Here is a 21,753-nt window from a genome sequence, read left to right on the forward strand (position 1 = left end):
CTTGTGTAATGTTTTGGTGAAGCTCTGATTACAGAAACGCCGGCCAAAGGCCGGCGTTTCGCTCAGATCAGCGGAATAGTCGATCATTCCGCCTTGGCTTCGATATCGACCTTGTCGAGCAGCAAGGTCGGATCCTGCGATGCAGCTACCATTTCGAGAGCGCCAATGCCTTTTTCGGCTTTCGACTTGACAGTCAGCTCGAAAATATTCGGCTTAGCCAGGAACGTCGAAAACGCCGTCGCAACATCCTGCAACTGTGGCTGCTCCGCTGCCAGCTCTTGCAGAGCGGCTGCAGCCATCAGAGACATCGTGCCGCGTACTTCGTCTTCCGACATATCTTTTTCTTCGGCATAAATTTTGATCGCGTTGGCGATAATGCCCTTTTCCTCAACCTTCAGGTTTACCTGCTTGGCCTTGAGCCCGAGCAGAGCGACCTGCATCATCACCTTATCGCCAGAGAAGAATTCCTTCGTCAGGCCGCCCATCAAACCAGACATGGATACGGAACCCATATCCTTACCGCTGATCGAAATGTCCTTGATGATCAGATCCTGATTTGCCTCATCCCAGCTTGCTTCGAAGTTTGAAGACATGGTGAGACTATCATAACCAAGCTTCCGAAGCTGCTGGTAGAACTCGTCATCAGCCTGTGTCGGCACTTTGATCGACATGTCTTCGTAAGCGACGCGCACATCGGTCGGAATACCGTTGTAAGGCTTGTTGAGAGCGACTTCATAGCTCTTCATGGCAAACTGAATGCGTTCAGGCAGCGAAGGAACCGACGATTCTTCGGTTGCAGCCTGCTCTCCTTCATCCGCATTTTCCTCGCCTGCGTCCACATCTTCAGACTTTTCGTATGGCAGATCGGCGTCGATCCCCACTACCCGAAGCGTGCCGAATTCCGGAAGCATGGTCGTGAAAGGGAAGTTTTCAACTTCGTCCTCATTCAGCGCCGCAAACTTCTTCAAGGCTTCGACTGAAGTCGCCCAGGAGAAGCCCTTCAAGGAAGCTTCCTCCATCTTCATGTAGTCCTGACCTTCGGAGAAGGCCAAGCCTTTGATGGTCGCGTCCATCTTCTGATTGTCGAAAGCAACTGCGACGCGTTCGATACCGCCCTTGCCTTTCGATGCATCAGTTGGCTCGATCTTCATGCCGAGCATTTCGACATCGCCCTTACCGATCGTGTCGAACAGGGAACTCAACTGAAGAATAAGCTCGCGCGTCTCATCCTGTGAAAGTTCGTCCGCATTTTCGAGAGACTGGAGCTTCTCCAAGGTTTCGGTGAACGGTACGGCGGGCATACGAGCCGTGAAACCGTTGCTGCGAATCTCATCGTAGCTGAAGTTCGCATCCTTCGTCTTCATGACGATGTTCTTCGCCGAAAACGGGCCATAGACCGGCTTTGCTTCCTTATCGTCCGGGCCTGCCTTTTCGGTATAGAGGCGGGCGAGGAAGACACCATCAATGTCTTTGCCCTCTGCGGCACCCATGGTGCCTGTCATCTTGTCCGTGACTTTTTCACCGTCTTCACCCGGCACTTGGATCGTGAAGTCGAAAATCGTGCCGCCCGCCGTATAACGAGCAACCTTACCGAGGTTGATATCTTCCAGCGCAACGTCTTTATAGACGATGTTCTGTTCGTTATTCGCGACTGTCTGGACAACCTTGATTTCCTGCGCAGTCAGGCGCTTTGCCGAGAAACGACCAACGCGTTCCGGCAGCGTCAGACCGCTATTGCCGAAAGTATCCTTCAGCATGGCTGTATCGAAATTAGCGTCTTCGATTGCCACGCTTGGAATGGAAATCTTGTAGTTTCCGATCTCCGTATCAATGCCCGACGCATTCAACATGCCGGTCAGGAACAGAAACTTGGGGCGACCGTCAACCGAAGCGATACGGACGTTGGAGCCATCCTTCAACGGCAACGTCACGTCGCGCAGATGAATACGTCCGAGAAAGTCGGCTTCGACGGAAGATGCTTTGCCGCCACGCTTTTCAAGCTGCGACGTGATCGTCTTCTCAAGTGTGATCTTGTATCCGGTCAAACCGGCGGCAGCGATAGCGATTACCGCAACTGCCGCCCACAGCGCCTTGCGCCCACCCTTACGGGTTCCGTTCTTTGCCTGCTCCACGATGCTGGTCCTTTCAGCGCAAATTAAAACGGTGTCTGTGCAAGCCATTGCCAGAACGAATTCGCTGACGAAAGGGAGGTTTCGACATCGCGTAAATACGGCTGAAACAACTGCTTAAAACACACAGCCTGAATCGGTCAGGCAGACAGATGCTCTAACTACCTGAAATTGCAAGCGCAAGCAGGATCGTAAAAGTTCCTCACAATATTTTTGGGCTTTCTCAAGCAATACTCGAACAAGGCAACACAAAAATCATTGGTAATTTCAACGAAATACCTTCCGCGCCATTTCAGCTATTGAGCCGGTTACTATCCCGTTCATTCAAACACACAGATACTATCAAACGCTCAAAGCGGCTGATCGGGATGCGGAGATGAACCGTAAGCGCCCCAAATGGATTGATCGAAATTCACGATGGCGCCAGTCATCAAGCCGGATTCTTCCGAAGCCAGAAATGCTATCGCGCGGGCAACTTCGACTGGTTCAATCAGCCTTCCGAAAGGCTGGCTCTTAGCCGCTTCATCCAGCCAGTTCTCCGGCGCATTGTGAAACTCGCGTTGGATACGGTCTTCGCCGTCTGATGCCATCCAGCCAATATTCAGGCTATTGATGCGAATACGATTGCGCAAAACCGAATAGGCTACGTTGCGGGTCAGTGTATCCAACGCCCCCTTGGAAGCGCAATAGGCTGCAATGAAAGGCTGGCCGCCCATGGACGACATCGAAGAAATATTGACAATCGTTCCCTCGATCTTGTCGCGCCGGAACAGCTCTATCGCTTCTTGAATGAGGAAGAATGGCGCTCGTGTATTCACCGCAAACAAACGGTCGAACAATTCCGGGCTCGTATCCAGAATAGTGCCCCGATCCGTCAAACCAGCAGCGTTTACGAGAACGTCAAGCCTTCCAAAAACACGGTCGGCTTCCGAAACGATCCTGCGGCAGTCTTCCACCTTCTCAAGATCAGCCTGCACGAAGACCGCTTTGGCTCCGAGATTTGCTAACTGATCGACTTGCGCTAGCCCTTTTTCAACCGAACGCCCGCATATAACGAGACCTTTGGCGCCTCTCTCTGCAAACAGTTTCGCAGTTGCTGCGCCAAGCCCTTGCGTGCTTCCGGTAATGACGGCAACTTTGCCATTGAATTGTCCGTTCATTCTACGCTCCGAAAATCCCGGTCAGACCCGACCGCCCAGTTCAGCAGTCAGGTCGGCGAGTTCCTGCCCACCTGCCATGAGGCTTTGCAATTCGTCCATGTCCACATCGTTCTTCGTTCGCGTTCCAAGCGTTATCCCGCGATTGAGAACTGTGAATTTGTCACCGACCGCATGAGCATGACGGACATTGTGCGTAATGAAGATCACACCCAGCCCGCGTGAGCGCACCAGATTGATGTATTTGAGAACCATCGCCGTTTGCCGGACCCCCAGCGCGGAGGTCGGTTCATCGAGGATCAGCACTTTCGCGCCGAAGTAGACGGCGCGGGCAATCGCCACACACTGCCGCTCACCGCCGGAAAGCGTTCCGACAGCCTGCTGCGGGTCACGGACATCGATCCCGATCTTGCGCATCTCCTCACGCGTAACTTCTTCCGCCTGCTGCGTATCGAACCAGCGTATTGGGCCGATGCCCTTGGTCGGTTCCCGTCCCAGAAAGAAATTCCGCATGACCGACATTAGCGGGATCATCGCAAGATCCTGATAAACTGTCGCAATCCCATGATCGAGCGCATCGCGCGGACTGTTGAAGGTGACGGGCTTTCCTTCGACCAGAAAGTCGCCGCTGGTCGGCTTGTGCACGCCAGAAAGCGTCTTGATCAGCGTTGATTTACCGGCACCATTGTCGCCAAGCAGGCAATGGACCTGCCCCGGCTCGACACTCAGCGAGACGCCGTTCAACGCTATGACGGGGCCGAAATGTTTAACGAGATTGCGAACTTCGATGATGGGTGTCGTCATGGCAAATCTCCCTCTCAGCGCTCGCCGGTCGCACGCTTGCGAATGAAATTGTTGAAGAGCACCGCGATCAGAAGCATTCCTCCCAGGAAGACCAAATACCAGTCCTGATCGATCTGGGTATAGGTCAGCCCGATCAGAACCATGCCGAAGATGATCGCGCCGAAGAACGCACCAATTGCAGAACCATAACCGCCGGTCAGCAGACAGCCGCCAATGACTGCAGCGATAATCGCCTCGAACTCCTTCTGGAAGCCACGGCGCGCATCGGTTGAACCGGCATCCAGAACGGTAAGAATAGCCACCAATGCCGCAGCCATTGCCGTGCACATGAATAGCGTTGTCTTGACGCGACGGACAGGAACACCGGAATTGCGTGCAGCCAGAGCATCACCGCCGGCCGCGAAAATCCAGTTGCCAAAGCGTGTGCGTACCAGCACATAGGTTGCAATAAGTGCGATGGCGATGAACCACAGAACCTCGACCGGCACGCCTTTTACCGAAGGCTCACCATTGGGAAATTTGTCAATCAGATCGTTTTCAGCCATCCAGGCGAAAAGTCCCTGAAAAGCATCGCCGGAAAACAGGCCTGCCAGATAACTGCCCGCTACAGCTTCCTTCACACCACGCAGCTGCGTAGCGCCACCTGTTGCCCATTTCAGCCCGACCAGCGACAGACCACGCAAAATGAACAGGAATGCGAGCGTCACAATAAATGATGGCAATCCAGTCCGGATAACAATCTGCGCATTCACCATCCCCACGAAAGCGGCGAACAGCAGCGTGACGATGATGGCGACACCGAGCGGCACCTGCCAGACGACAAGGGCAGCGGCGAAGATCAGCCCTGCAAAAGCTACCATCGAGCCAATAGACAGGTCGAATTCACCACCGATCATAAGAAGCGCTGCGGCGACTGCCAGAATGCCGAGCTGCGAAGCAGGAGCCATGAAGTTCATGATGCCGGCAGCAGTAAACATCGCCGGATTGGCAACTGAAACGAAAAAGACCGTAATTAGGATCAGGCCGGATACCGCTCCTAATTCCGGTCGGCTCAGGAGCCGTTGCATTGGGCTCGCCGACTGAAGCCGCTCATCCTTCGATAGCGCCGCTGTGTTGGCCTTTTCATGGGGAAGTGGCTCACTCATGATCTTCTCCTGATGCATTCTGGGCACAGAGACCCGTTCCCGCCCATTTTCATGGGCGGGTTCGATATCAGATAGTCGAAACAATGCTTACCGGATGCCCTTGGCCGAAAGTTCCACGACCTGCTTGGCCTTGTCCTTGGTGATCAGGTTCGGGCCCGATGGAACATTACCGCCCGGCATCAAACCGTACTTTGCATTAAGCGCGAGGAACGAGACCGGAAGGTAGCCTTGCAGGAACTGCTGCTGGTCGATGGCGAAGTCCGCCTGTCCCTTTTCAACAGCTTCCAGGAAGCCAGCCGACATGTCGAACGTCGCAACGTGGATTCCGCTGCGACCGCTTTCGGCAGCGGCTTTCACAGCCGGTTCTCCTGCAAGTGTCGCATTGAGCGTCAGGATTGTGTCGACGGCAGCATCAGATGCCAGAGCAGCGCGAACCTTGGCTTCGTTTTCAGCAGGATCGGTCGATGTCGGCAGAACCGTTACATCACCAAAGCCCTCCTTGAAGCCTGCGCAGCGCTGATCGAGCGAGACGTTACCCACTTCCTGGTTGACGCAAATGCCCTTCTTGCCGCCAGCATTCTTCAATGCTTCGCCTGCTACCTTACCGGCATCGAACTCATCCTGACCGACATGCAGCAGAGCGCCAAGCTTCTTCGAGGCATCGGAACCGGAATTCATGGAAATGACGGGAATACCGGCTGCTACAGCACGCTGGATCGATGGTCCAAGCGCATCCGCATCTGGAATGGAAACCACAATACCCTGCGGCTTCTGATTGATCGCCGCATCGATAAGCTGGGCCATCTGCACCATATCAAAGGTTTCTGGCGCACGATAATCGACCTTCGCGCCGGTATCCTTTGCCGCTTCGGCAACGCCGTTTTTGACGACAGACCAGAACGGATCCGATGCCTGACCGTGACTGACGACAACGATATTAATATCGGCCGCGTGGGCTGCGAAAGACGCAGCCAGCAACGCCACCCCGGCCACTGCCGATTTCAATAGAGATTGCATGTTCACTCCTCCCTTGTCCGGCACTCCCCGCCGGTTTGCGTTAACGCTTTACCTTCCGCCTGCTGTATTCCGGCGCTCCTCCAAGCGTTTTACCCGTTAATACATGCAGATCGTGGATCTTTTCAATAGAATGAAACATTCATAACAAATTCTCGTAGAATTATAATTCCATTTCTGGTAGCTCATGTCAATCGCATAAGCTGCCGACAATATGCTTATTTCCCAAAGGAGTTGCGCAGCACCAAACGCTTCGACCATCGTTTCTGGAGGAATGACAATGGCTGATAGAGCTGAGGTTGTGGTGGCGGGCTTGATCGGGTCCGGCTTCATGGGCAAGACGCACGCCCTTGCGCTCGCTAACGTCAATCGCGTTTTCGACCTACCTATCGATGTGCAGCTTCACACATTGGCCGATGTGAATTCTGAAACGGCGTCAAAAGCCGCAAAACAACTGGGATTTGCAAATGCCACTGGAGATTGGCGGGAATTGATCACCAACCCGGATATCAATCTCATCGACATCACGACGCCAAACCGGTTTCACAAGGAGATGGCGCTCGCCGCCATTGAAGCGGGCAAACACGTTTATTGCGAAAAGCCGCTTGCACCCACCGCTGCCGAGTGCCTCGAAATGACGCTCGCCGCAGAACGGCAAGGTGTTCAGACAGCCGTTGGGTTCAACTATCTGAAAAACCCTATGATAAAACTGGCCAAGGAAATCATCGACAGCGGAGAGCTAGGTGAAATTCGCAGTTTTCGCGGTATTCATGCCGAAGATTTCATGGCCGATGCCCGCATTCCGTGGACCTGGCGGCTCGATCCGGCAGGTGGGGGCGGAGCATTAGCCGATATCGGCAGTCACATCATTGCCGCCGCGCGCTATCTCGTTGGGCCGATAACAACGGTCATGGGAGACGCCGTCACCATCATCAATGAACGCCCAGATAGTTTGAACCTTTCGCAGATGAAACCCGTGGAAACAGACGATGTCTGCCGCGCTTTCGTGCGTTTTGAAAACGGGGCAACGGGCACAATCGAAGCGAGCTGGATCGCCAGCGGTCGCAAGATGCAGCACGACTTCGAAATTTCCGGATCGAAAGGCTCCCTCTTCTTTTCACAGGAACGCTTCAATGAGCTCGACCTGTTTCTCTTTTCCGACAAAAAAGGACAACAAGGCTTTCGCAAGATCTTTGCTGGCCCCGAACACGAACCCTATGGCGCATTTTGCGTAGCGGGCGGCCACCAGATCGGCTTCAACGATCTCAAGACGATCGAAGTTCGCGACTTCCTGTTGGCCATTGCGGGGCAGAAGACCAATCACGCCGACTTCCGCGAGGGTTACGAAGTCCAGAAGGCTGTAGAAACCATCTACGCCTCTTCCCGCGAGCATCGGTGGAAAAATGTCTAGTGGTCTGATTCCGACATTTGTATCCCTCGGATATGAGCGCTGAGCAAATGTCGGAATCAAAAAGACCACTAGTAACTTTATGAATCTAGTGGATTTTTCGAATTTGACGTTTGAAACGAAATTTATATCGGACGGGTATCAAACGTCAAATTCAATCCACTAGCCAATACGTGAGGTCGGATGGACGATGAACTCGCCATCCACCGTCATGATTTTCGCTCGAATACCATAGACGTCGTGCAGCAGTTGCGGCGTGAGAACTTTCGTTGGTTCCCCATCCGCAACGATATGTCCCTTGTCGAGCAGAATAAGGCGTGTGCAATGCTGTGCCGCAAGGCTCAACTCATGCAATGAGGCGACAACCGTCCTCCCCTCTTTTGCAAGTTCGGCAAAACTTTCCATCAATCCAAGCTGATGAGAAGGGTCGAGCCCAGCCACCGGCTCATCGGCGAGTATTACGGGCGTATCCTGCGCCAGAACGCGCGCAATCAGCGCGCGTGCCCGTTCTCCGCCGGAAAGCTCGATCGCCGACCGTTCCCGAAATCGGGTAACATCCATACGCTGCATTGCGGTCTCGATGAGCATTTTATCCTGTGCGCTCATGCTCGCAAAAACCGGCTTCAAGGCGGAGCGTCCCAAAGAAACAAGCATCTCCACGGATACCGGCCACGCGACATCACGCTCCTGCGGCAGATAAGCGAGGTTCTGTGCTTTTGTCGAAGCGCTCATGTGGCGCACATCGCCTGTGTCGAGCGAAATTTCCCCGCTGGACCTCACAAGTCCCAAAATGGCGCGCAACAATGTCGTCTTGCCAGCACCATTAGGTCCGATCAGTCCGATGAATTCACCGCCATGAATATCGAAACTTGCGTCGCTGAGTGCTGCCTTCCCGCCAAGCGTCACTGAAAGATTCTTTATCGAAAGCGATGTCATACGAGTTGCCTCCGATACTTGAACACAAGCCACAGAAAGAACGGTGCGCCAATGATTGCCGTCAGGACGCCCAGTTTCAGTTCCCGTCCCGGCATGACGACGCGCACCAATACGTCTGCCGCCAACAATAGGGCAGCCCCGCCGAAGCCACTTGCAATCAGCAATCGTGATGGACGCGCACCGACAAGCGGCCGCAGAAGATGAGGAACCACCAGTCCTACGAAACCGATTGCACCGGCGACAGCGGTGGAAGCACCCACGCAGGCCGCTGTGCCCAGCACGGCAAAAAGCTGCACACGAGCCAGATTGACGCCCATCGTTGCCGCAGCATCAGCCCCCAGTGTCAGACTGTCGAGTGAGCGCCCGAGTGCCAGAAGCATCACCCAGCCAATGAGGATGAACGGTGCGGCGAGAGCCACATGCGTCATCGATCTATCCGCCAGCGATCCGAGCATCCAGAAGACGATTTCCATTGCGGCAAATGGGTTGGGCGACAGGTTGAGCGCCAGCGCCGTCAATGCACCGGCGAGACTGGTCACCGCGACGCCGGCCAATATGACCGCAAGCGTACCAGCATTGCGCCCCGCCAGAAGCTTGACGAGAAACACCGACACAAAGGCACCTGCAAGCGCGAGGAGCGGCAAAGCCAGCGGGAACAGAAGCGAGAGACCGCTATAAATAGCAATAACAGCGCCGAATGACGCGGATGCGCTCACACCCAACAATCCGGGTTCCGCGAGCGGGTTGCGCAGGTAGCCCTGCAAGGCAGCGCCAGACAATCCAAGAGAAGCGCCGATGAGGAGCGCGAGCAGTGCCCGCGGCAGGCGGATTTCACGCATGACGAGTGCGATCATTTCGCTATCATCGCCGAAAAGCGCCCTGAGGCTGTCAGTCATACTGATCGCAGCAGGCCCTGTCAGCAGTGAAACGATGAAAAGCAAAACCACAAGCATGGCCAGCCCGACGAGCAGAAGATAGAAGCGGTTCCGTTCAGTCACGCGCCGCCTCCGCGAGCTCTGCCACAGCTTCCACACTGAATGGACCACCGCAAACCGTCAGATTATCCGCTATCGTCACCGCCCTCGCCTGTTTTTCAAGCGCCCGCAGTGCCGGATGTTCGAAATTCTCGAAAGCCAGCGCAGGCGCGCGATCTCTTGAACTGCGCACCAGAATATCCGGCTTCTCGAGCACCAGCTTTTCCAGCGGCAGCGGCGCAGAACCGCTGATCCCTGCCTTGTCGGCCAGATTGTCAAGCCCGGCACGACGCACGGCCTCATCAACCAGCGTCCCCCGGCCGGATGTGTAACTGTTGGCATAATAAAGCGCGACCGTCTTGCGACGGATCGGAGGCTGGATTGCCGCCAGAGCAGTTTTCATTTTGTCGATTTCCCGGCTGGCTTCCGCCTGTCTTCCGAGCACCTCGCCCATGCGACGCAGATGATCTTCTATATCGCCAAACGTGCGGGCAGGCGCGAACTCTTCCACACGGATACCCAGCCTGCGCAACAGCCCAACCGTTGCTCTCGACGAGAATGTGCCCGCCAGCACAAGATCAGGTTTCATCAGAAAAACTTCTTCCGCCTGCGCATGGTTGACCGGCACCTCGCGAGCTTTCGCAGCCATGACGGACAATTCAGGGTCTTGCGACAGATAGGAAACCGACCTTAGCTGCCCCTCATCGGCCAGCAGCAATGCCAACTGATCCGTACATACGTTTATGGAAACGACGCGCCGGGGCATATCCGCCGCGTCGGCTGTATTTCGAACGAAAAGGGCCAGCCCTACCGTGAGGCAGAAGCTGATGATCCGTTTTGCAGATGCCCTTTTCATTCTCTGTTCAGCCTCAGAAATTCCGGGTCAATCCGACATTGATCGTGCGTCCCGGTGCAATATAGCCAGAGCTGGTCTGATAGTCCTTGTCAAAGATATTCTCGACTGAGAACTTCAACTGCGACTGCTTGTCGATGGAATAAAGTGCCACGAAATCAGCGGTCACATAGTCTCCAAGTTTCTTGCTGTTCGCAGCATCAGCATAGCGCGAACCGCCATAGATCAATCTTGCTGTCAGATCGAGCTTTTCAATAGGAGTGAAGTTGACCTCAGCCGCCGCCTTGAAACGTTCACGATAGGGAAGATCCTTGTCCGTATCTTCATCGATTGGCTGCTTCAGATCGACCGATCCCTTGACGCCCCAGCGATCATCGAAACGATGTGCCAATGTGGCTTCGAAACCCGTAACCTTCGCGCTGGCAACATTGTAAGGCAGATAGGATGGAGCTGTGCTCATAATCGCATCGCGCAACCATGTCTGGTAGAACGCCATATCAAGGCTTGTCGAAGCCGTAGCCTGCCAGTTCAAACCAACTTCATACGAACGGGACTTTTCCGGCTGCAAATCAGGGTTGGCGAAGCCCGGATAATAGAGTTCGTTGAATGTTGGCGCCCGAAAACCCGTGGCATAGGATGATCGCAAAACAAGGTCCGGCAGAACTTCATAACTCGTACCGAGATTGTAGGTCACGACATCGCCGAACTGCCCATTATGGTCGTAACGCAGCCCGCCATCGAAGCGCAGCGCCTCATACTCCAGCGAATACTGACCAAATACTGCAGCCAGATCGCGGCTGGTTTCATCATAAGCAACGGTGGTGTTGATCTCCTCGCGATAGGCTTCCACACCAGCGGTCACGGTGTGGTTGACCGTGCCGGTGTCGAAACTCTTCTCGGTCGAGGCAAAAACGCCATAACGCTTGGTTTCAAACTGGTCCGAACCGCTCACGTCTTTCCGGAAGTTACGGCTGTTGTCGATACCGGTGCTGAATTCCAGCGTGGATGACCAATCCGCCGTATGATCGATGCGTGTTCCGATCTTGCCCGTAAATGCGGTACTATCGGCCTGGTTCGGTGACGGTGCCTTGGCATCATACTGATTGCGCCCTCGGCTTAGGAGACCGTCTGCATAGATTTTACCCCAGTCGAAATCCTTCGATAGGGCAAAGTTGAACGAGCCCTGCAAGAATCCATCGCGATCTGGTTCATGACCATAGGCATCCGATGTGGTGAAGTCATATCCTTGCGTGCCGGTTATGGCCGCACTAAAGGCATAGTCGACACCGTCGTTGCTTCTTCCCTGTATGGTCCCGGAAGCATATCCACCCCATGGATGGCTGACACCGGTAGAAAGACTGCCGCACCACGAGCGCTCACCGCAGGCTCCGCCTTGCTTGGTGATGATATTGATCACCCCGCCCATGGCATCGGCGCCGTATTGCGCAGAATGAGAGCCCTTGGCAATTTCAACACGGTCGATGGAACTCAGAGGAATGTTCGCAAGCGCAGTTGCTCCGGTTGTCGCCGACGCCGTGCGCACACCATTGATGAGAACAACCGTCTGCTTGGAAGACATGCCACGCATGTAAATGTCCGACGACGAGCCCTGCCCGCCGTTCGTCTTTATGGAGATACCGCTATAGGACTTCAGCAACGATTGGAGATCGGGAGCAGCCGACCGTTCGATATCGGCTGAATCGATAACCGTTACAGATGAGGTCGAGCGCTGCAGCGAAGACGCGCGGCGCAATGGTGTAACCACGATTGTATCGAGGACGACACTGTCAGCACTATTCGGCAGACTTTGAGCAAGCGTCGTGGACGGCAGCGCAAGAACGCTGGCCGATACCAATAAAACAGATGATTTCAAAAGATGCATTTTCCCTCAACCCGCCGAACCGAAGAACGATACCGGCTTTTCCTCGCACCGCAGGTTGAAGTGATAGTGGCACTGAAGGCCCTTCTCCCTGACGGCAACATTTCAACAATGTCACCGCCACGGACAGCCGCGCCTGGACACACCCCGTATCCATGCATGGGTGACCGGATACGGCAGGTCTCCTGACTTCCGGGTCGTCGCTTTCCCTCCGCCTTCCCGAGTGCATCGACTGCTCTCAGTGGCTTTTACCGCTTGCACGGCTGTGGAGGATAGCTCTCCGGTTACAGTTGCGGGGGCAGTCGCGGCATCAACCAGGATGGCTTCACCGTGTTCCCTTTTCATCCGCCTGAACAGCGGAACCGTTTCCTGAGAATTGCGATAGCAACATGGTTAAGGATTCGCAACTCCACTAAAGCACAATCCGGCACAGAAAACTGAATCACATTCGCAGGGAATGGATTCAGCCTCCTGATTTTAAAGAATTTTCCTATCGCAGGAACGCACGGAAACGCTGAAGCGCGAAGTAGAACAGCACAGAGCCAATGACGATCAGCGCCAGAAATTGCGGCCAGACGACACCCAGCCCTGCTCCGCGAAACAGGATCGATTGGGCCAATATGACGAAATGCGTATTCGGCGCTGCCAGCATGATTGTCTGGATGATTTCAGGCATGCTTTCGCGAGGTGTTGTCCCTCCCGAAAGCACCTGCAAAGGCAAAAGCACCAGCATGAGCAACATTCCGAACTGCGGCATCGAACCGGCCGCCGTAGCCAGAAAAATACCAAGGCTGGTCGTTGCGAAGAGCTGGAGCGCAGCACCAACGAGAAACAGCGACACCGACCCATAGATAGGAACGGCAAGCAGCCCCTGTACCACGAAGACCAATGCGAATGCAGAAGCAACCAGCACGACAAGCCCCATGGACCAAATCTTGCTGACCATGATTTCAACCGGCGTCACGGGCATTACCAATAGATGCTCTATGGTTCCGTGTTCGCGTTCCCGAATGAGCGCCGCGCCCGTCAGGATGATCGATAGCATCGTAACCGATGAAATCACATTGTTGATCGCACCAAACCAGCCCTTGTTCAAATCCTGATTGAATCTCGCTCTGAGATTGAGTTCAACCGGCGTTTGTGCGCTACCGCGATAGCGATTGAGGAATTCGCTTACCTCGCTCGACACAATCGACTGCACATAGCCGCCACCGGTAAAGGCCTGGCTCATTCGGGTTGCATCGACATTGAGCTGAATTGTCGGCGAACGACCCGCCAGAAGATCACGCTGGAAATTCGGCGGTATGTTCAGTGCGAAAGTATCAAGCCCCTCATCCATCCGGGCATCCATTTCATAGGATGAAATCAGCTTCGGAGGCACGAAATATGGCGGATAAAATGCCGTCGTGATCCGGCTCGAAACCGGCGACTGATCTTCGTCGACAATCGCTATCGCCGCATTGTTGAGGGTTTCGGGCATTGCTTTCGATGCCGTATAGATCGCAAGCGTAAAGGCATAGACAATCAGGATCAGCAGCATCGGATCGCGCGCCAAACCACGCAGTTCCTTCACTCCAAGCTGGAATATGTTAGATATCCGCATCTTAGCTCGCCTGTTTCTTGAGAAGAACGATAGCGAGCGCCATGAGAACCGGCACCGCGATTAACAACGGCAAAAACGAACCTGCCAGATCGACAAAACCCAGTGCCTTGGAGAAAACCCCGCGAGAAATGGTCACAAAATAAGTCGCGGGATAGATTTTACCGATGAACGCGCCCGCACCTTGCAGCGACGATACGGGGTCAATGATACCGGAATATTGCACAGCCGGAATGAGTGTCAGAAGTGCCGTTCCGAAGATCGCTGCAATCTGGCTGTTCATGAAGGTGGACAGCACCAACCCCATGCCGGTCGCAATTGTGACATAGAGCAGCGCCGCCAGCGCATAAGTCGGAAAACTCCCTGTGAACGGCACCCGGAAAATAAACACCGCAAAGGCTGTCAGCATCAGGAAATTCAAAAATGCCAGCCCGATATAGGGCAACTGCTTGCCGAACAAAAACTCGAATTTCGTCACCGGCGTCACGTAAAAATTGATGATCGACCCCAGTTCCTTTTCCCGAACCACGCTCAACACTGCCAGCATCGAAGGGATCATGAGAAGCAGTAGCGGAATCACTGCCGGCACCATCGCTACGAGGCTTTGCACATCTGGATTATAACGGTAGCGTATCTCCAGGTTGAAACTGCCAACATTCGCCGCATTGCCATAAAGCTCGCGGGCTTTTTGCGTCAGCCAGTTGGCGTGCATGCCTTGAACATAGCCTTTGATCGTCTCGGCACGAGTGGGCATCGCACCGTCAATCCAGGCAGCAACTTCCACCGGGCGGCCGCGCATGACATTTGCGCCGAAATTCGGCGGTATCTCGATAGCCAGACTGATCTCTCCATCGCGCATTCGCCGGTCCAGATCATCATAATCGGTTATGGGAGCCTGTTCAGAAAAATATCGCGAGCCTGCAATCTGCTGCGTGTAATCGCGGCTGATCGTCGTATCGTCACGATCAAGCACGGCGAACTTCAGATCCTCGACATCCAGGTTAATACCGTAACCAATAACGAACATCAGGATAACGCTACCCAGAATAGCCAGCGTTGCGCGGATCGGATCACGCTTCAGTTCCAAAGCCTCACGTCGTGTGTAAGCCAGCATTCGCCGCAGGTCTGGCAACCAGCCTGGAGTCTTCTTTGGGTGTGTTTCGCCTACCTCTCCCATTTGATCTGAATTGGCTACCGGCAATGGCGCTGACTGTTCTGTCTCGCCAATAGCGTCCTGCAGATATGCGACGAAGGCTTCCTCCAGAGTTTCAGCATTGCGACTCTTGGTAATCGCCTTCGGCGTATCGCTGATCAGCACCTTGCCCGCATGCATCAGTGAAATCCGGTCACAAAGCTCCGCTTCGTTCATGAAATGGGTGGAGACGAAAATCGTCACATTGTCCTTGCGCGACAAATCAGCGAGGATTTGCCAGAAAGCATCACGAGCGACCGGGTCCACACCCGATGTCGGCTCATCGAGAATGAGAATATCAGGTGAATGGATCAAAGCCACAGCCAGTGACAGGCGCTGGCGGATGCCGAGCGGCAAGGCATCGGGTAAGGAATCCATGACCTCAATGAGATCAAAGCGTTCGGTCAATTCCTTGATACGGCGTTCGGTCAGATCCGGCGCCATATCGAACAATTTGGCGTGGAGTTCCAGATTCTGACGAACGGTCAACTCCGAATAAAGCGAAAATGCTTGCGACATATATCCGACATGGCGGCGTATATCGATATCCTTGGGATCGACCTCTCGCCCGAACAGTCGCGCCGTTCCGTCGCTGGCAGGCAACAGTCCGGTCAGAACCTTCATGGTCGTGGTCTTGCCGCAACCGTTGGAACCCAAAAAACCGAAGATTTCACCGCGCGGAATTCGAAAACTTACATTATTCACCGCAGTGAAGCTGCCAAAACGAACGGTGACGTGTTCTGCCTCAATGGCGATTTCAGCATCGGCACCGAAATCCCGGTGCGGAATTTCTATGTCCTGATGGCCTTTCCGCAATTCCTCCGGCAGGAGCGCAATGAAGGCCGCATCGAGATTTGGAGTGTTGGTGCGCTGCAGCAATTCCTGCGGTGTACCCGTCGCCAGAATCTGTCCATCATTCATCGCGACCAGCCAGTCGAAACGCTCGGCCTCTTCCATATAAGCGGTCGCGACAATGACGCTCATTCCGGGGCGATCCTTGCGGATATCATCAATCAGCTCCCAGAACTGGCGCCGGGATAGGGGGTCGACACCGGTCGTCGGCTCATCGAGTATGAGTAGATCGGGATCATGGATGAGCGAACAGCAGAGGCTGGTCTTCTGCTTCATGCCGCCCGATAGTTTGCCAGCCGGACGATCGGCGAAAGCCGACATACCCGTGCGCGCCAGAAGATCGGCGATACGACGCTCACGTTCTTTTCGATTATGCCCGAACAGCCGTCCGAAAAAGTCGATATTCTCGAACACCGAAAGCGTGGGATAGAGGTTCTTCCCAAGTCCCTGCGGCATATAGGCGATACGGGGATAGGCAGACTGGAGATGACGCTTGTCCGAAATATCACCGCCGAGAACCTCGATGCATCCCTGTTGCATCGTTCGCGCTCCGGCGACCAACGATAACAGGCTTGATTTCCCGACCCCGTCAGGTCCGATCAGACCGACCATGCAGCCGACGGGAATATCAACGTTGACGTCGCGCAGAGCGCGCGTCTTCCCATAGGACAGCCCTACGCCTTGCGCCCGGACGACAAAGCTGTCGTCATTGGCGCCAGCTTTGACAGTAGAACCATTCATTTCACGGTTTCCGCGAGATTCTTCGGCCATTCGGCATTGGGGTCAAGCTTGACATAGGCCATGCCCGGCAATCCGGTTTTCACCTGTTGGATATATTTTTGAAGCAGTTCTTGCGGGATTTTTGCCTTCACGCGGAACATCAGCTTCTGGCGCTCTTCCTCCGTTTCTACGGTCTTCGGCGTAAATTGGGCCACATCGGCCACAAAGCTGATCTTTGCAGGAATGACATATTGCGGCGCGGCATCGAGAACAATCCGGGCGTCGGCCCCCATGGCCACCCGCCCGGCCTGCCCCGTCGGCAGGAAGAAAGTCATGTAAACGTCGCTGACGTCTACAAGATTGAGCACCCTCCCACCTGCGGAAAGCACTTCACCCGGTTGGGCAACGCGGTATTGAACACGTCCCGGCTTCGGCGCTCTCAAAGTGGCGTCGTTGATATCGGCCTCAATGCTCGCGATTGCCGCCTTGGCGGCTTCAACCGATGCTTCGGCATCCACGACCTGTGCCTTGGCAGCCCCAATGGCGGCCTCAGTGGCCGCAAGTTGCGCCTTGGCTGCACCGACAGCCGCCTCCGCACCCTGCGCAGTTGCACGGTCATCGTCCAGGACTTGCTGGGAAACCGTGCGCGATTGCGTCAATTGCTGGGAGCGGGCCAGACGGCGCTGGGCGGCATCCAGTTGCGCTTCGCGCTGTGCCACCGTCGCTTCTGCAGCCGTGTGTTCGGCTTCGCGCTGCGTGACAAGACTGCGCGCTGTCTCGATACCGATCTCAGCACGGCGCAATTGCGCCTCAGCCTGCTTGCGCTGGCTTTCCAGCTGATCCGTATCCATACGTGCGAGAATATCATCTGCCTGAACGAAATCCCCTTCATCTGCGAGGATTTCGCGAATGCGACCCGGGCTCTTCGTCGAAATATCGATCTCAACCGCCTCGATGCGTCCATTGCCCTTGGCGATACCGTCCGGCAACCCATCGCCGTTCAGCGCTTTCCAGGCATAGTACCCGCCTGCGGCAAGGACGATAATCGCTCCAGCCAGTATCCATTGCTTACGGTTGAAAGCCATAATGAAACACCCTCATTGCCATCGTCGTCACAATACCGTCTTCAAATGAAGCACCGGCAAGCGGTCGCTGCCTGCAAGGGTTTTGATTGTCCCCACCGCCCCGCCTCCGGCGTCTGCCAGAACCTTCTCGGGAGGATATGGAACTACCTTTTCATTTAGCAACCGGTGAATTGGGGGAAGCGATCCAGAATCGTAAACTCCCGGTTAAACCTGCTCTAATCGGAGTAAAGGCTGCCCGCCTTGATTAGGATCAAGAACCGCTAAAATACAGAACAATGTTGCTAGAGACGCGGGTGCTGATTTTATGAAACAGAGGGGAGTAACGTCGACAGCACCCGCTGGCTGTCGACAGACGACGTTACAGAAAGATCGCGCTCATGCGCTCGACAGATTGATTTAGCCGGGGTGCCATTCGAGTAGGGCCTCGGCACCCCGGGTCACCGACTCTGGTGGAAACCGGCAACGATTGTTGGTTAGCACCCGCTCAAACGAAGCTCTTTGATTTCAATCAAACAAACAACAATTCCGCAAATCGTCGTCGTTTTTTTGCCGTTAGTTTTTCCGTGGCCTGCACTTGCCCCACGTCTTTTTCAGATAGTTCGACACACCTTTCAGCTTCGGGTCGGAGAGGAAACCCTGACGAAAGAGAATGCTCCCTTTCACCTCCGGCAAAGATTCATTGAATTCTAGCTGGCGCTTGATTTCGGTCACGCCCTCGCCCGCCTGCCAACTGGGTTCAAGTGTGGTTCCAGAACCGGCCCGATAGAGTGCCAAACCAATATAAAGATCGGTCTTCGTGCCGCGAACGGTATCGGCCCACCATTTCGCAATCGTCCCGTAAGACACATCTTTGCGGCCAAAGGACCAGTAAATCTGCGGCGCGATATAGTCGATCATGCCTTCTTTCACCCAGCGCCGGGTGTCAGCAAAATCTCCGTCATAGTTCGTTTTCCCGGCGCGAGTTGCAGAACCACGCGGATCGTCCGCAGCGTTGCGCCAAACGCCACTCGGACTGATGCCGAAGCGAACATTTGGTTTGATGGCTTTTATCTTGTCTGAAATCTCTCGCACCAACGTATGGGTATTGTAGCGACGCCATTCGTATTTGCTCGAGAACCGTGTCCCAAACCGTGCATATGATTTGTCGTCGTCAAGTTTCGACGATGCTGTCTCGTAGTAGAAGTAGTCATCGAACTGAATCCCATCGATATCGTATTTCTGGACGACCTCTGCCGTCACATTCGTCACCCATTCACGGACAGCCGGAATGCCAGGATCAAGGACGTAACGGTCGGCTGAAACACCGACCCAGTCGGGGTGGGACTTGAAAACACTGACTGGCGACTCGTTTGACGAATTCCGCAATTCCTTGCGGGTAGACGGCTTCGTATCCATCGAAACACGGTAGGGATTAAGCCATGCATGCAGTTCTATGCCGCGCTTATGCGCTTCCTGAATTGCAAATTTCAGCGGATCAAAGCCGGGATCTTTACCGAGAGTTCCAGTCAGATAGGACGACCACGGCAAATAGGATGACTGATAAAATGCATCGGCAGTCGGCGAAACCTGAAAGATGACAGCATTGATACCATGCTCAGATGCTTCATCGAAAAGTCTGAGCAGCTCTTCTTTCTGACGCTTTATGCGTTCAGCATCGTCCTCGATACGGGACGAACTGCGTGACGGCCAGTCGAGATTGAGAACTGTCGCTATCCAGCTGGCATGAAATGCATCGCAGTCGAGGGGCATGAAATCGTTCCGTCTAAACAACTCGTCAGGCAAGGGTTTGAAATGGTTCTTTAACGCATCAGAGCGCCGTGCGTCCATTTGGACGCACAAAGGTCGCTCTAATTTACTGAAATTACGCATCGTGCTTTCCAAAAAATCGATCCCGATTTTTGGCCCGATGCTGTAGCTTAAAGATGGAAAAGCAACAGCGAGGGCAGCATGTACAAGAATATTCTCGTAACCACCGATGGGTCAGAATTTGCAGAGCGCGGGCTCGTCCACGCATTTAAACTGGCACGAACAGTCCGCGCGAAGGCGACGGTACTGACTGTGACCGCTCCCTATTCCGTTTCGGGGCTTCCTGGCGGCTGGACTGATAGCCCTGCCTTCATCGAGCGCTTCGAGCAGGAATGGAATGAATATGCCGATAAATCCCTCGCTCGTGCCCGCGAACTGGCGGCTGAAACGGAAGTCGAAGTTCATACGCTGCATGTGGTTGCCCCACATCCGGCGACATCGATCATTGAAACTTCTAAAGAACTGCGCAACGATCTTATCGTCATGGCCTCTCATGGTCGTCGCGGACTGAAAGGTATGCTTCTTGGCAGTCAAACCTACGAAGTCCTGACGCGCAGCAACACACCGGTTCTAGTGGTAAAATAAAGCCACATCGAAAGGGCCCGAAATTATCGGGCCTTCTTCCTTTTCAGCCAGTCTGGTGACCCGTCGCGCTTTCGATATCGATACGGAAGAAGATCGGTTCAAGTTTGCGTTCGTGTCCGTCCTTCGCGACCGTCTTTATGTATGCCGGTTCCCACCAGGTCGGTTCCGAAGCCATAAGCGCGACGATCGCATTTTTTTCCTCATCACGATCGATTTCCCGATAATGACCGTTCAGCACAACGGTGCGCCAGTTTGTCCGGGATTCGATATGATCGAAAAGAATACAAACTGCATCATTCTTGCGCAGGGCCTCGGTCTTCTGCCCATCGGTGGTAAAAGAATAGAGCGAGCCGCCACTGAACCGGAAACTAAGCGGTACGATAAACGGACGATTGTCGAGAACATAAGCCAGCCGCCCGAGATGGGTGTGCTGTATCATGTCCCGGATATCGTATTCCGACATTTCCCTGATCATCATGGCACGCCTCCGCTGTTTGTTTATCTGCCAACAAACTAACATAGGGCGGGCCTACAGCTTTGACTGTAATCAAAACACAAGTAGAGCTAATTTATCAGACGAACAAACGCCCTTCCGCGATCTTGACCGCCGTGCCTCCAATCCTCGCTCCCGTGAGCTGCTGCTTGGCAACGTCCAGTTCGAGACGAATCCGCGAAGGTCGCCCCATCTCCATTCCCTGCTCGATCCACCACTGCGAACTGCCGTCAACAGGTTTGTCGTTCTTCTGAATCATGCCTGCAAAGGCGGCTGCAGCCGAGCCCGTAGCCGGATCTTCATAGACATTCGCCCCCGTTACAAACATGCGCGCATGGAAATTGCTGTCGAACAAAATCGTTTCGCGGCAATAGACGTAAATCGGCAAAGGTCGGCCATCGACGTGTGGGAGGCTTTCGTTCACATAGACCGGGTCAATGGACACTTTTGCTGCGGCAATCAGATTGTGAACCGGCACGAGCAGATAAGGTGTGCCCGCGCTCCAGACGCCAGGCACATGGTTCTCAAATCCGATCTCATGTGTACCGAGACCGATCGCAGCAGCGGCCTCTTCTTTCTCGACCTTGACATCAACTCGCTCCGGCAGGCGGGGCAGATCGAACTCGGCGAAGGCGCTATTTTCGCCCAATATCACGCCGCAGCGAACAATACCGACCTTCTCTTCCAAAGCCACGAGCCTGTCGGTCTCATCACCAGTTTTACGACGGCGAGCCAGCGACACGGCAGCCCCCACTGTCGGGTGCCCGGCAAAGGGAAGCTCATAATCAGGCGTGAAGATACGCACCGCCGCTTCATGTGCGGGATTGTTCGGGGGAAAAATGAAAACCGTTTCGGAAAGATTGAACTCGCGTGCGATGGCCTGCATACGCGCATCGGTCAAACCTTCGCTATCATGGACGACAGCCAGCGGATTTCCAGCCAGAGCCTTGTCGGCGAAAACGTCGAAAACCTCATAGAATCTGCCGGAAACGGCGGCGTCATTCATCCCTTATTCTCCCCTCGACCTACACACAAAACCGACTGCGAGGTCGGTTTCACTCCAATGTCTCATGCTTCGCATTGTCTGCGAGCATAGCCAATTTCGCGCCGCTGTCATCTGC

The 21,753-nt window shown here is 54.5% G+C and carries 17 protein-coding genes and 1 riboswitch; of the genes, 2 read left to right on the forward strand and 15 right to left on the reverse strand.

The genetic code is table 11. The features are described from left to right. Nucleotides 1-83 precede the first annotated feature (83 nt). The 5 genes from CES86_RS05700 to CES86_RS05720 form a co-directional block, all read right to left on the reverse strand. Nucleotides 84-2,132, reverse strand: coding sequence for a hypothetical protein (locus CES86_RS05700; RefSeq protein WP_029928961.1), 2,049 nt, complete (start codon nt 2,130-2,132; stop codon nt 84-86). 347 nt (nt 2,133-2,479) lie between these two features. Further along, the gene (locus CES86_RS05705; RefSeq protein ID WP_029928963.1) at nt 2,480-3,289 is read right to left on the reverse strand and encodes an SDR family oxidoreductase; all 810 of its coding nucleotides are present in this window, start codon (nt 3,287-3,289) and stop codon (nt 2,480-2,482) included. A 21-nt stretch (nt 3,290-3,310) separates the two neighbouring features. After that, entirely contained in the window at nt 3,311-4,090 is a 780-nt protein-coding gene (locus tag CES86_RS05710; protein ID WP_010659800.1) for an ATP-binding cassette domain-containing protein, read from the reverse strand. 14 nt (nt 4,091-4,104) lie between these two features. After that, nucleotides 4,105-5,235 carry an ABC transporter permease gene (locus tag CES86_RS05715; RefSeq protein WP_010659799.1) on the reverse strand — a complete coding sequence of 377 codons (1,131 nt, stop codon included), beginning with the start codon at nt 5,233-5,235 and terminating at the stop codon, nt 4,105-4,107. An 87-nt stretch (nt 5,236-5,322) separates the two neighbouring features. Continuing rightward, nucleotides 5,323-6,252 (reverse strand): sugar ABC transporter substrate-binding protein, encoded by a 930-nt coding sequence (locus CES86_RS05720; protein WP_012091817.1) that lies wholly within the window; start codon nt 6,250-6,252, stop codon nt 5,323-5,325. A gap of 277 nt (nt 6,253-6,529) precedes the next feature. Here CES86_RS05720 and CES86_RS05725 point away from each other — a divergent pair, with 277 nt between their 5' ends. After that, nucleotides 6,530-7,660: a Gfo/Idh/MocA family protein gene (locus CES86_RS05725; RefSeq protein WP_036596328.1), complete on the forward strand. Its 1,131-nt coding sequence runs from the start codon at nt 6,530-6,532 to the stop codon at nt 7,658-7,660. A gap of 159 nt (nt 7,661-7,819) precedes the next feature. Here CES86_RS05725 and CES86_RS05730 read toward each other — a convergent pair whose 3' ends face one another. From CES86_RS05730 to CES86_RS05765, 8 genes are all read right to left on the reverse strand, one after another. Continuing rightward, nucleotides 7,820-8,593, reverse strand: coding sequence for an ABC transporter ATP-binding protein (locus CES86_RS05730; RefSeq protein ID WP_094513866.1), 774 nt, complete (start codon nt 8,591-8,593; stop codon nt 7,820-7,822). Continuing rightward, nucleotides 8,590-9,591, reverse strand: coding sequence for a FecCD family ABC transporter permease (locus CES86_RS05735; RefSeq protein WP_094513868.1), 1,002 nt, complete (start codon nt 9,589-9,591; stop codon nt 8,590-8,592). Before CES86_RS05735 ends, CES86_RS05730 begins: the two co-directional genes overlap by 4 nt. After that, a complete protein-coding gene (locus CES86_RS05740) occupies nt 9,584-10,423 on the reverse strand; it encodes an ABC transporter substrate-binding protein (protein ID WP_094513869.1) in 840 nt (279 codons plus the stop codon). The genes CES86_RS05735 and CES86_RS05740 overlap by 8 nt, the downstream gene beginning before the upstream one ends. Nucleotides 10,424-10,436: 13 nt before the next feature. Beyond that, a complete protein-coding gene (locus CES86_RS05745; protein ID WP_094513871.1) occupies nt 10,437-12,302 on the reverse strand; it encodes a TonB-dependent receptor domain-containing protein in 1,866 nt (621 codons plus the stop codon). Between the two features lie 155 nt (nt 12,303-12,457). Further along, nucleotides 12,458-12,681, reverse strand: a riboswitch (cobalamin riboswitch). Between the two features lie 108 nt (nt 12,682-12,789). Then, on the reverse strand, nt 12,790-13,902 hold the full coding sequence (locus tag CES86_RS05750) for an ABC transporter permease (RefSeq protein ID WP_012091811.1): 1,113 nt from the start codon (nt 13,900-13,902) through the stop codon (nt 12,790-12,792). 1 nt (nt 13,903) lies between these two features. Beyond that, nucleotides 13,904-16,684 carry a ribosome-associated ATPase/putative transporter RbbA gene (gene rbbA, locus CES86_RS05755; RefSeq protein WP_012091810.1) on the reverse strand — a complete coding sequence of 927 codons (2,781 nt, stop codon included), beginning with the start codon at nt 16,682-16,684 and terminating at the stop codon, nt 13,904-13,906. Next, nucleotides 16,681-17,748 (reverse strand): HlyD family secretion protein, encoded by a 1,068-nt coding sequence (locus tag CES86_RS05760; protein ID WP_012091809.1) that lies wholly within the window; start codon nt 17,746-17,748, stop codon nt 16,681-16,683. The genes rbbA and CES86_RS05760 overlap by 4 nt, the downstream gene beginning before the upstream one ends. Before the next feature lie 552 nt (nt 17,749-18,300). Beyond that, nucleotides 18,301-19,497 carry a glycoside hydrolase family 10 protein gene (locus CES86_RS05765; protein ID WP_040129204.1) on the reverse strand — a complete coding sequence of 399 codons (1,197 nt, stop codon included), beginning with the start codon at nt 19,495-19,497 and terminating at the stop codon, nt 18,301-18,303. Between the two features lie 198 nt (nt 19,498-19,695). Here CES86_RS05765 and CES86_RS05770 point away from each other — a divergent pair, with 198 nt between their 5' ends. Beyond that, a complete protein-coding gene (locus CES86_RS05770; protein ID WP_094513873.1) occupies nt 19,696-20,139 on the forward strand; it encodes a universal stress protein in 444 nt (147 codons plus the stop codon). 43 nt (nt 20,140-20,182) lie between these two features. On the opposite strand, the gene CES86_RS05775 is transcribed toward CES86_RS05770, so the two are convergent. Both CES86_RS05775 and CES86_RS05780 read right to left on the reverse strand, forming a co-directional pair. Further along, nucleotides 20,183-20,617, reverse strand: a complete 435-nt coding sequence (locus tag CES86_RS05775) for a pyridoxamine 5'-phosphate oxidase family protein (protein WP_094513874.1) — start codon at nt 20,615-20,617, stop codon at nt 20,183-20,185. Between the two features lie 94 nt (nt 20,618-20,711). Beyond that, nucleotides 20,712-21,638, reverse strand: a complete 927-nt coding sequence (locus tag CES86_RS05780; protein ID WP_010659786.1) for a PhzF family phenazine biosynthesis protein — start codon at nt 21,636-21,638, stop codon at nt 20,712-20,714. Nucleotides 21,639-21,753: the final 115 nt, after the last annotated feature.

Origin of the sequence: Brucella lupini, assembly GCF_002252535.1 — a bacterium.
In the GTDB taxonomy this organism is placed as follows: Bacteria; Pseudomonadota; Alphaproteobacteria; order Rhizobiales; family Rhizobiaceae; genus Brucella; species Brucella anthropi.

What these genes read in the sequence shown, in the direction of transcription:
- CES86_RS05705 (WP_029928963.1), bottom strand. Translation starts at nt 3,289, where the DNA reads ATGAACGGACAATTCAATGGCAAAGTTGCCGTCATTACCGGAAGCACG.
- CES86_RS05710 (WP_010659800.1), bottom strand. Translation starts at nt 4,090, where the DNA reads ATGACGACACCCATCATCGAAGTTCGCAATCTCGTTAAACATTTCGGC.
- CES86_RS05715 (WP_010659799.1), bottom strand. Translation starts at nt 5,235, where the DNA reads ATGAGTGAGCCACTTCCCCATGAAAAGGCCAACACAGCGGCGCTATCG.
- CES86_RS05720 (WP_012091817.1), bottom strand. Translation starts at nt 6,252, where the DNA reads ATGCAATCTCTATTGAAATCGGCAGTGGCCGGGGTGGCGTTGCTGGCT.
- CES86_RS05725 (WP_036596328.1), top strand. Translation starts at nt 6,530, where the DNA reads ATGGCTGATAGAGCTGAGGTTGTGGTGGCGGGCTTGATCGGGTCCGGC.
- CES86_RS05730 (WP_094513866.1), bottom strand. Translation starts at nt 8,593, where the DNA reads ATGACATCGCTTTCGATAAAGAATCTTTCAGTGACGCTTGGCGGGAAG.
- CES86_RS05740 (WP_094513869.1), bottom strand. Translation starts at nt 10,423, where the DNA reads ATGAAAAGGGCATCTGCAAAACGGATCATCAGCTTCTGCCTCACGGTA.
- CES86_RS05745 (WP_094513871.1), bottom strand. Translation starts at nt 12,302, where the DNA reads ATGCATCTTTTGAAATCATCTGTTTTATTGGTATCGGCCAGCGTTCTT.
- CES86_RS05750 (WP_012091811.1), bottom strand. Translation starts at nt 13,902, where the DNA reads ATGCGGATATCTAACATATTCCAGCTTGGAGTGAAGGAACTGCGTGGT.
- rbbA (WP_012091810.1), bottom strand. Translation starts at nt 16,684, where the DNA reads ATGAATGGTTCTACTGTCAAAGCTGGCGCCAATGACGACAGCTTTGTC.
- CES86_RS05760 (WP_012091809.1), bottom strand. Translation starts at nt 17,748, where the DNA reads ATGGCTTTCAACCGTAAGCAATGGATACTGGCTGGAGCGATTATCGTC.
- CES86_RS05765 (WP_040129204.1), bottom strand. Translation starts at nt 19,497, where the DNA reads ATGCCCCTCGACTGCGATGCATTTCATGCCAGCTGGATAGCGACAGTT.
- CES86_RS05770 (WP_094513873.1), top strand. Translation starts at nt 19,696, where the DNA reads ATGTACAAGAATATTCTCGTAACCACCGATGGGTCAGAATTTGCAGAG.
- CES86_RS05775 (WP_094513874.1), bottom strand. Translation starts at nt 20,617, where the DNA reads ATGATGATCAGGGAAATGTCGGAATACGATATCCGGGACATGATACAG.
- CES86_RS05780 (WP_010659786.1), bottom strand. Translation starts at nt 21,638, where the DNA reads ATGAATGACGCCGCCGTTTCCGGCAGATTCTATGAGGTTTTCGACGTT.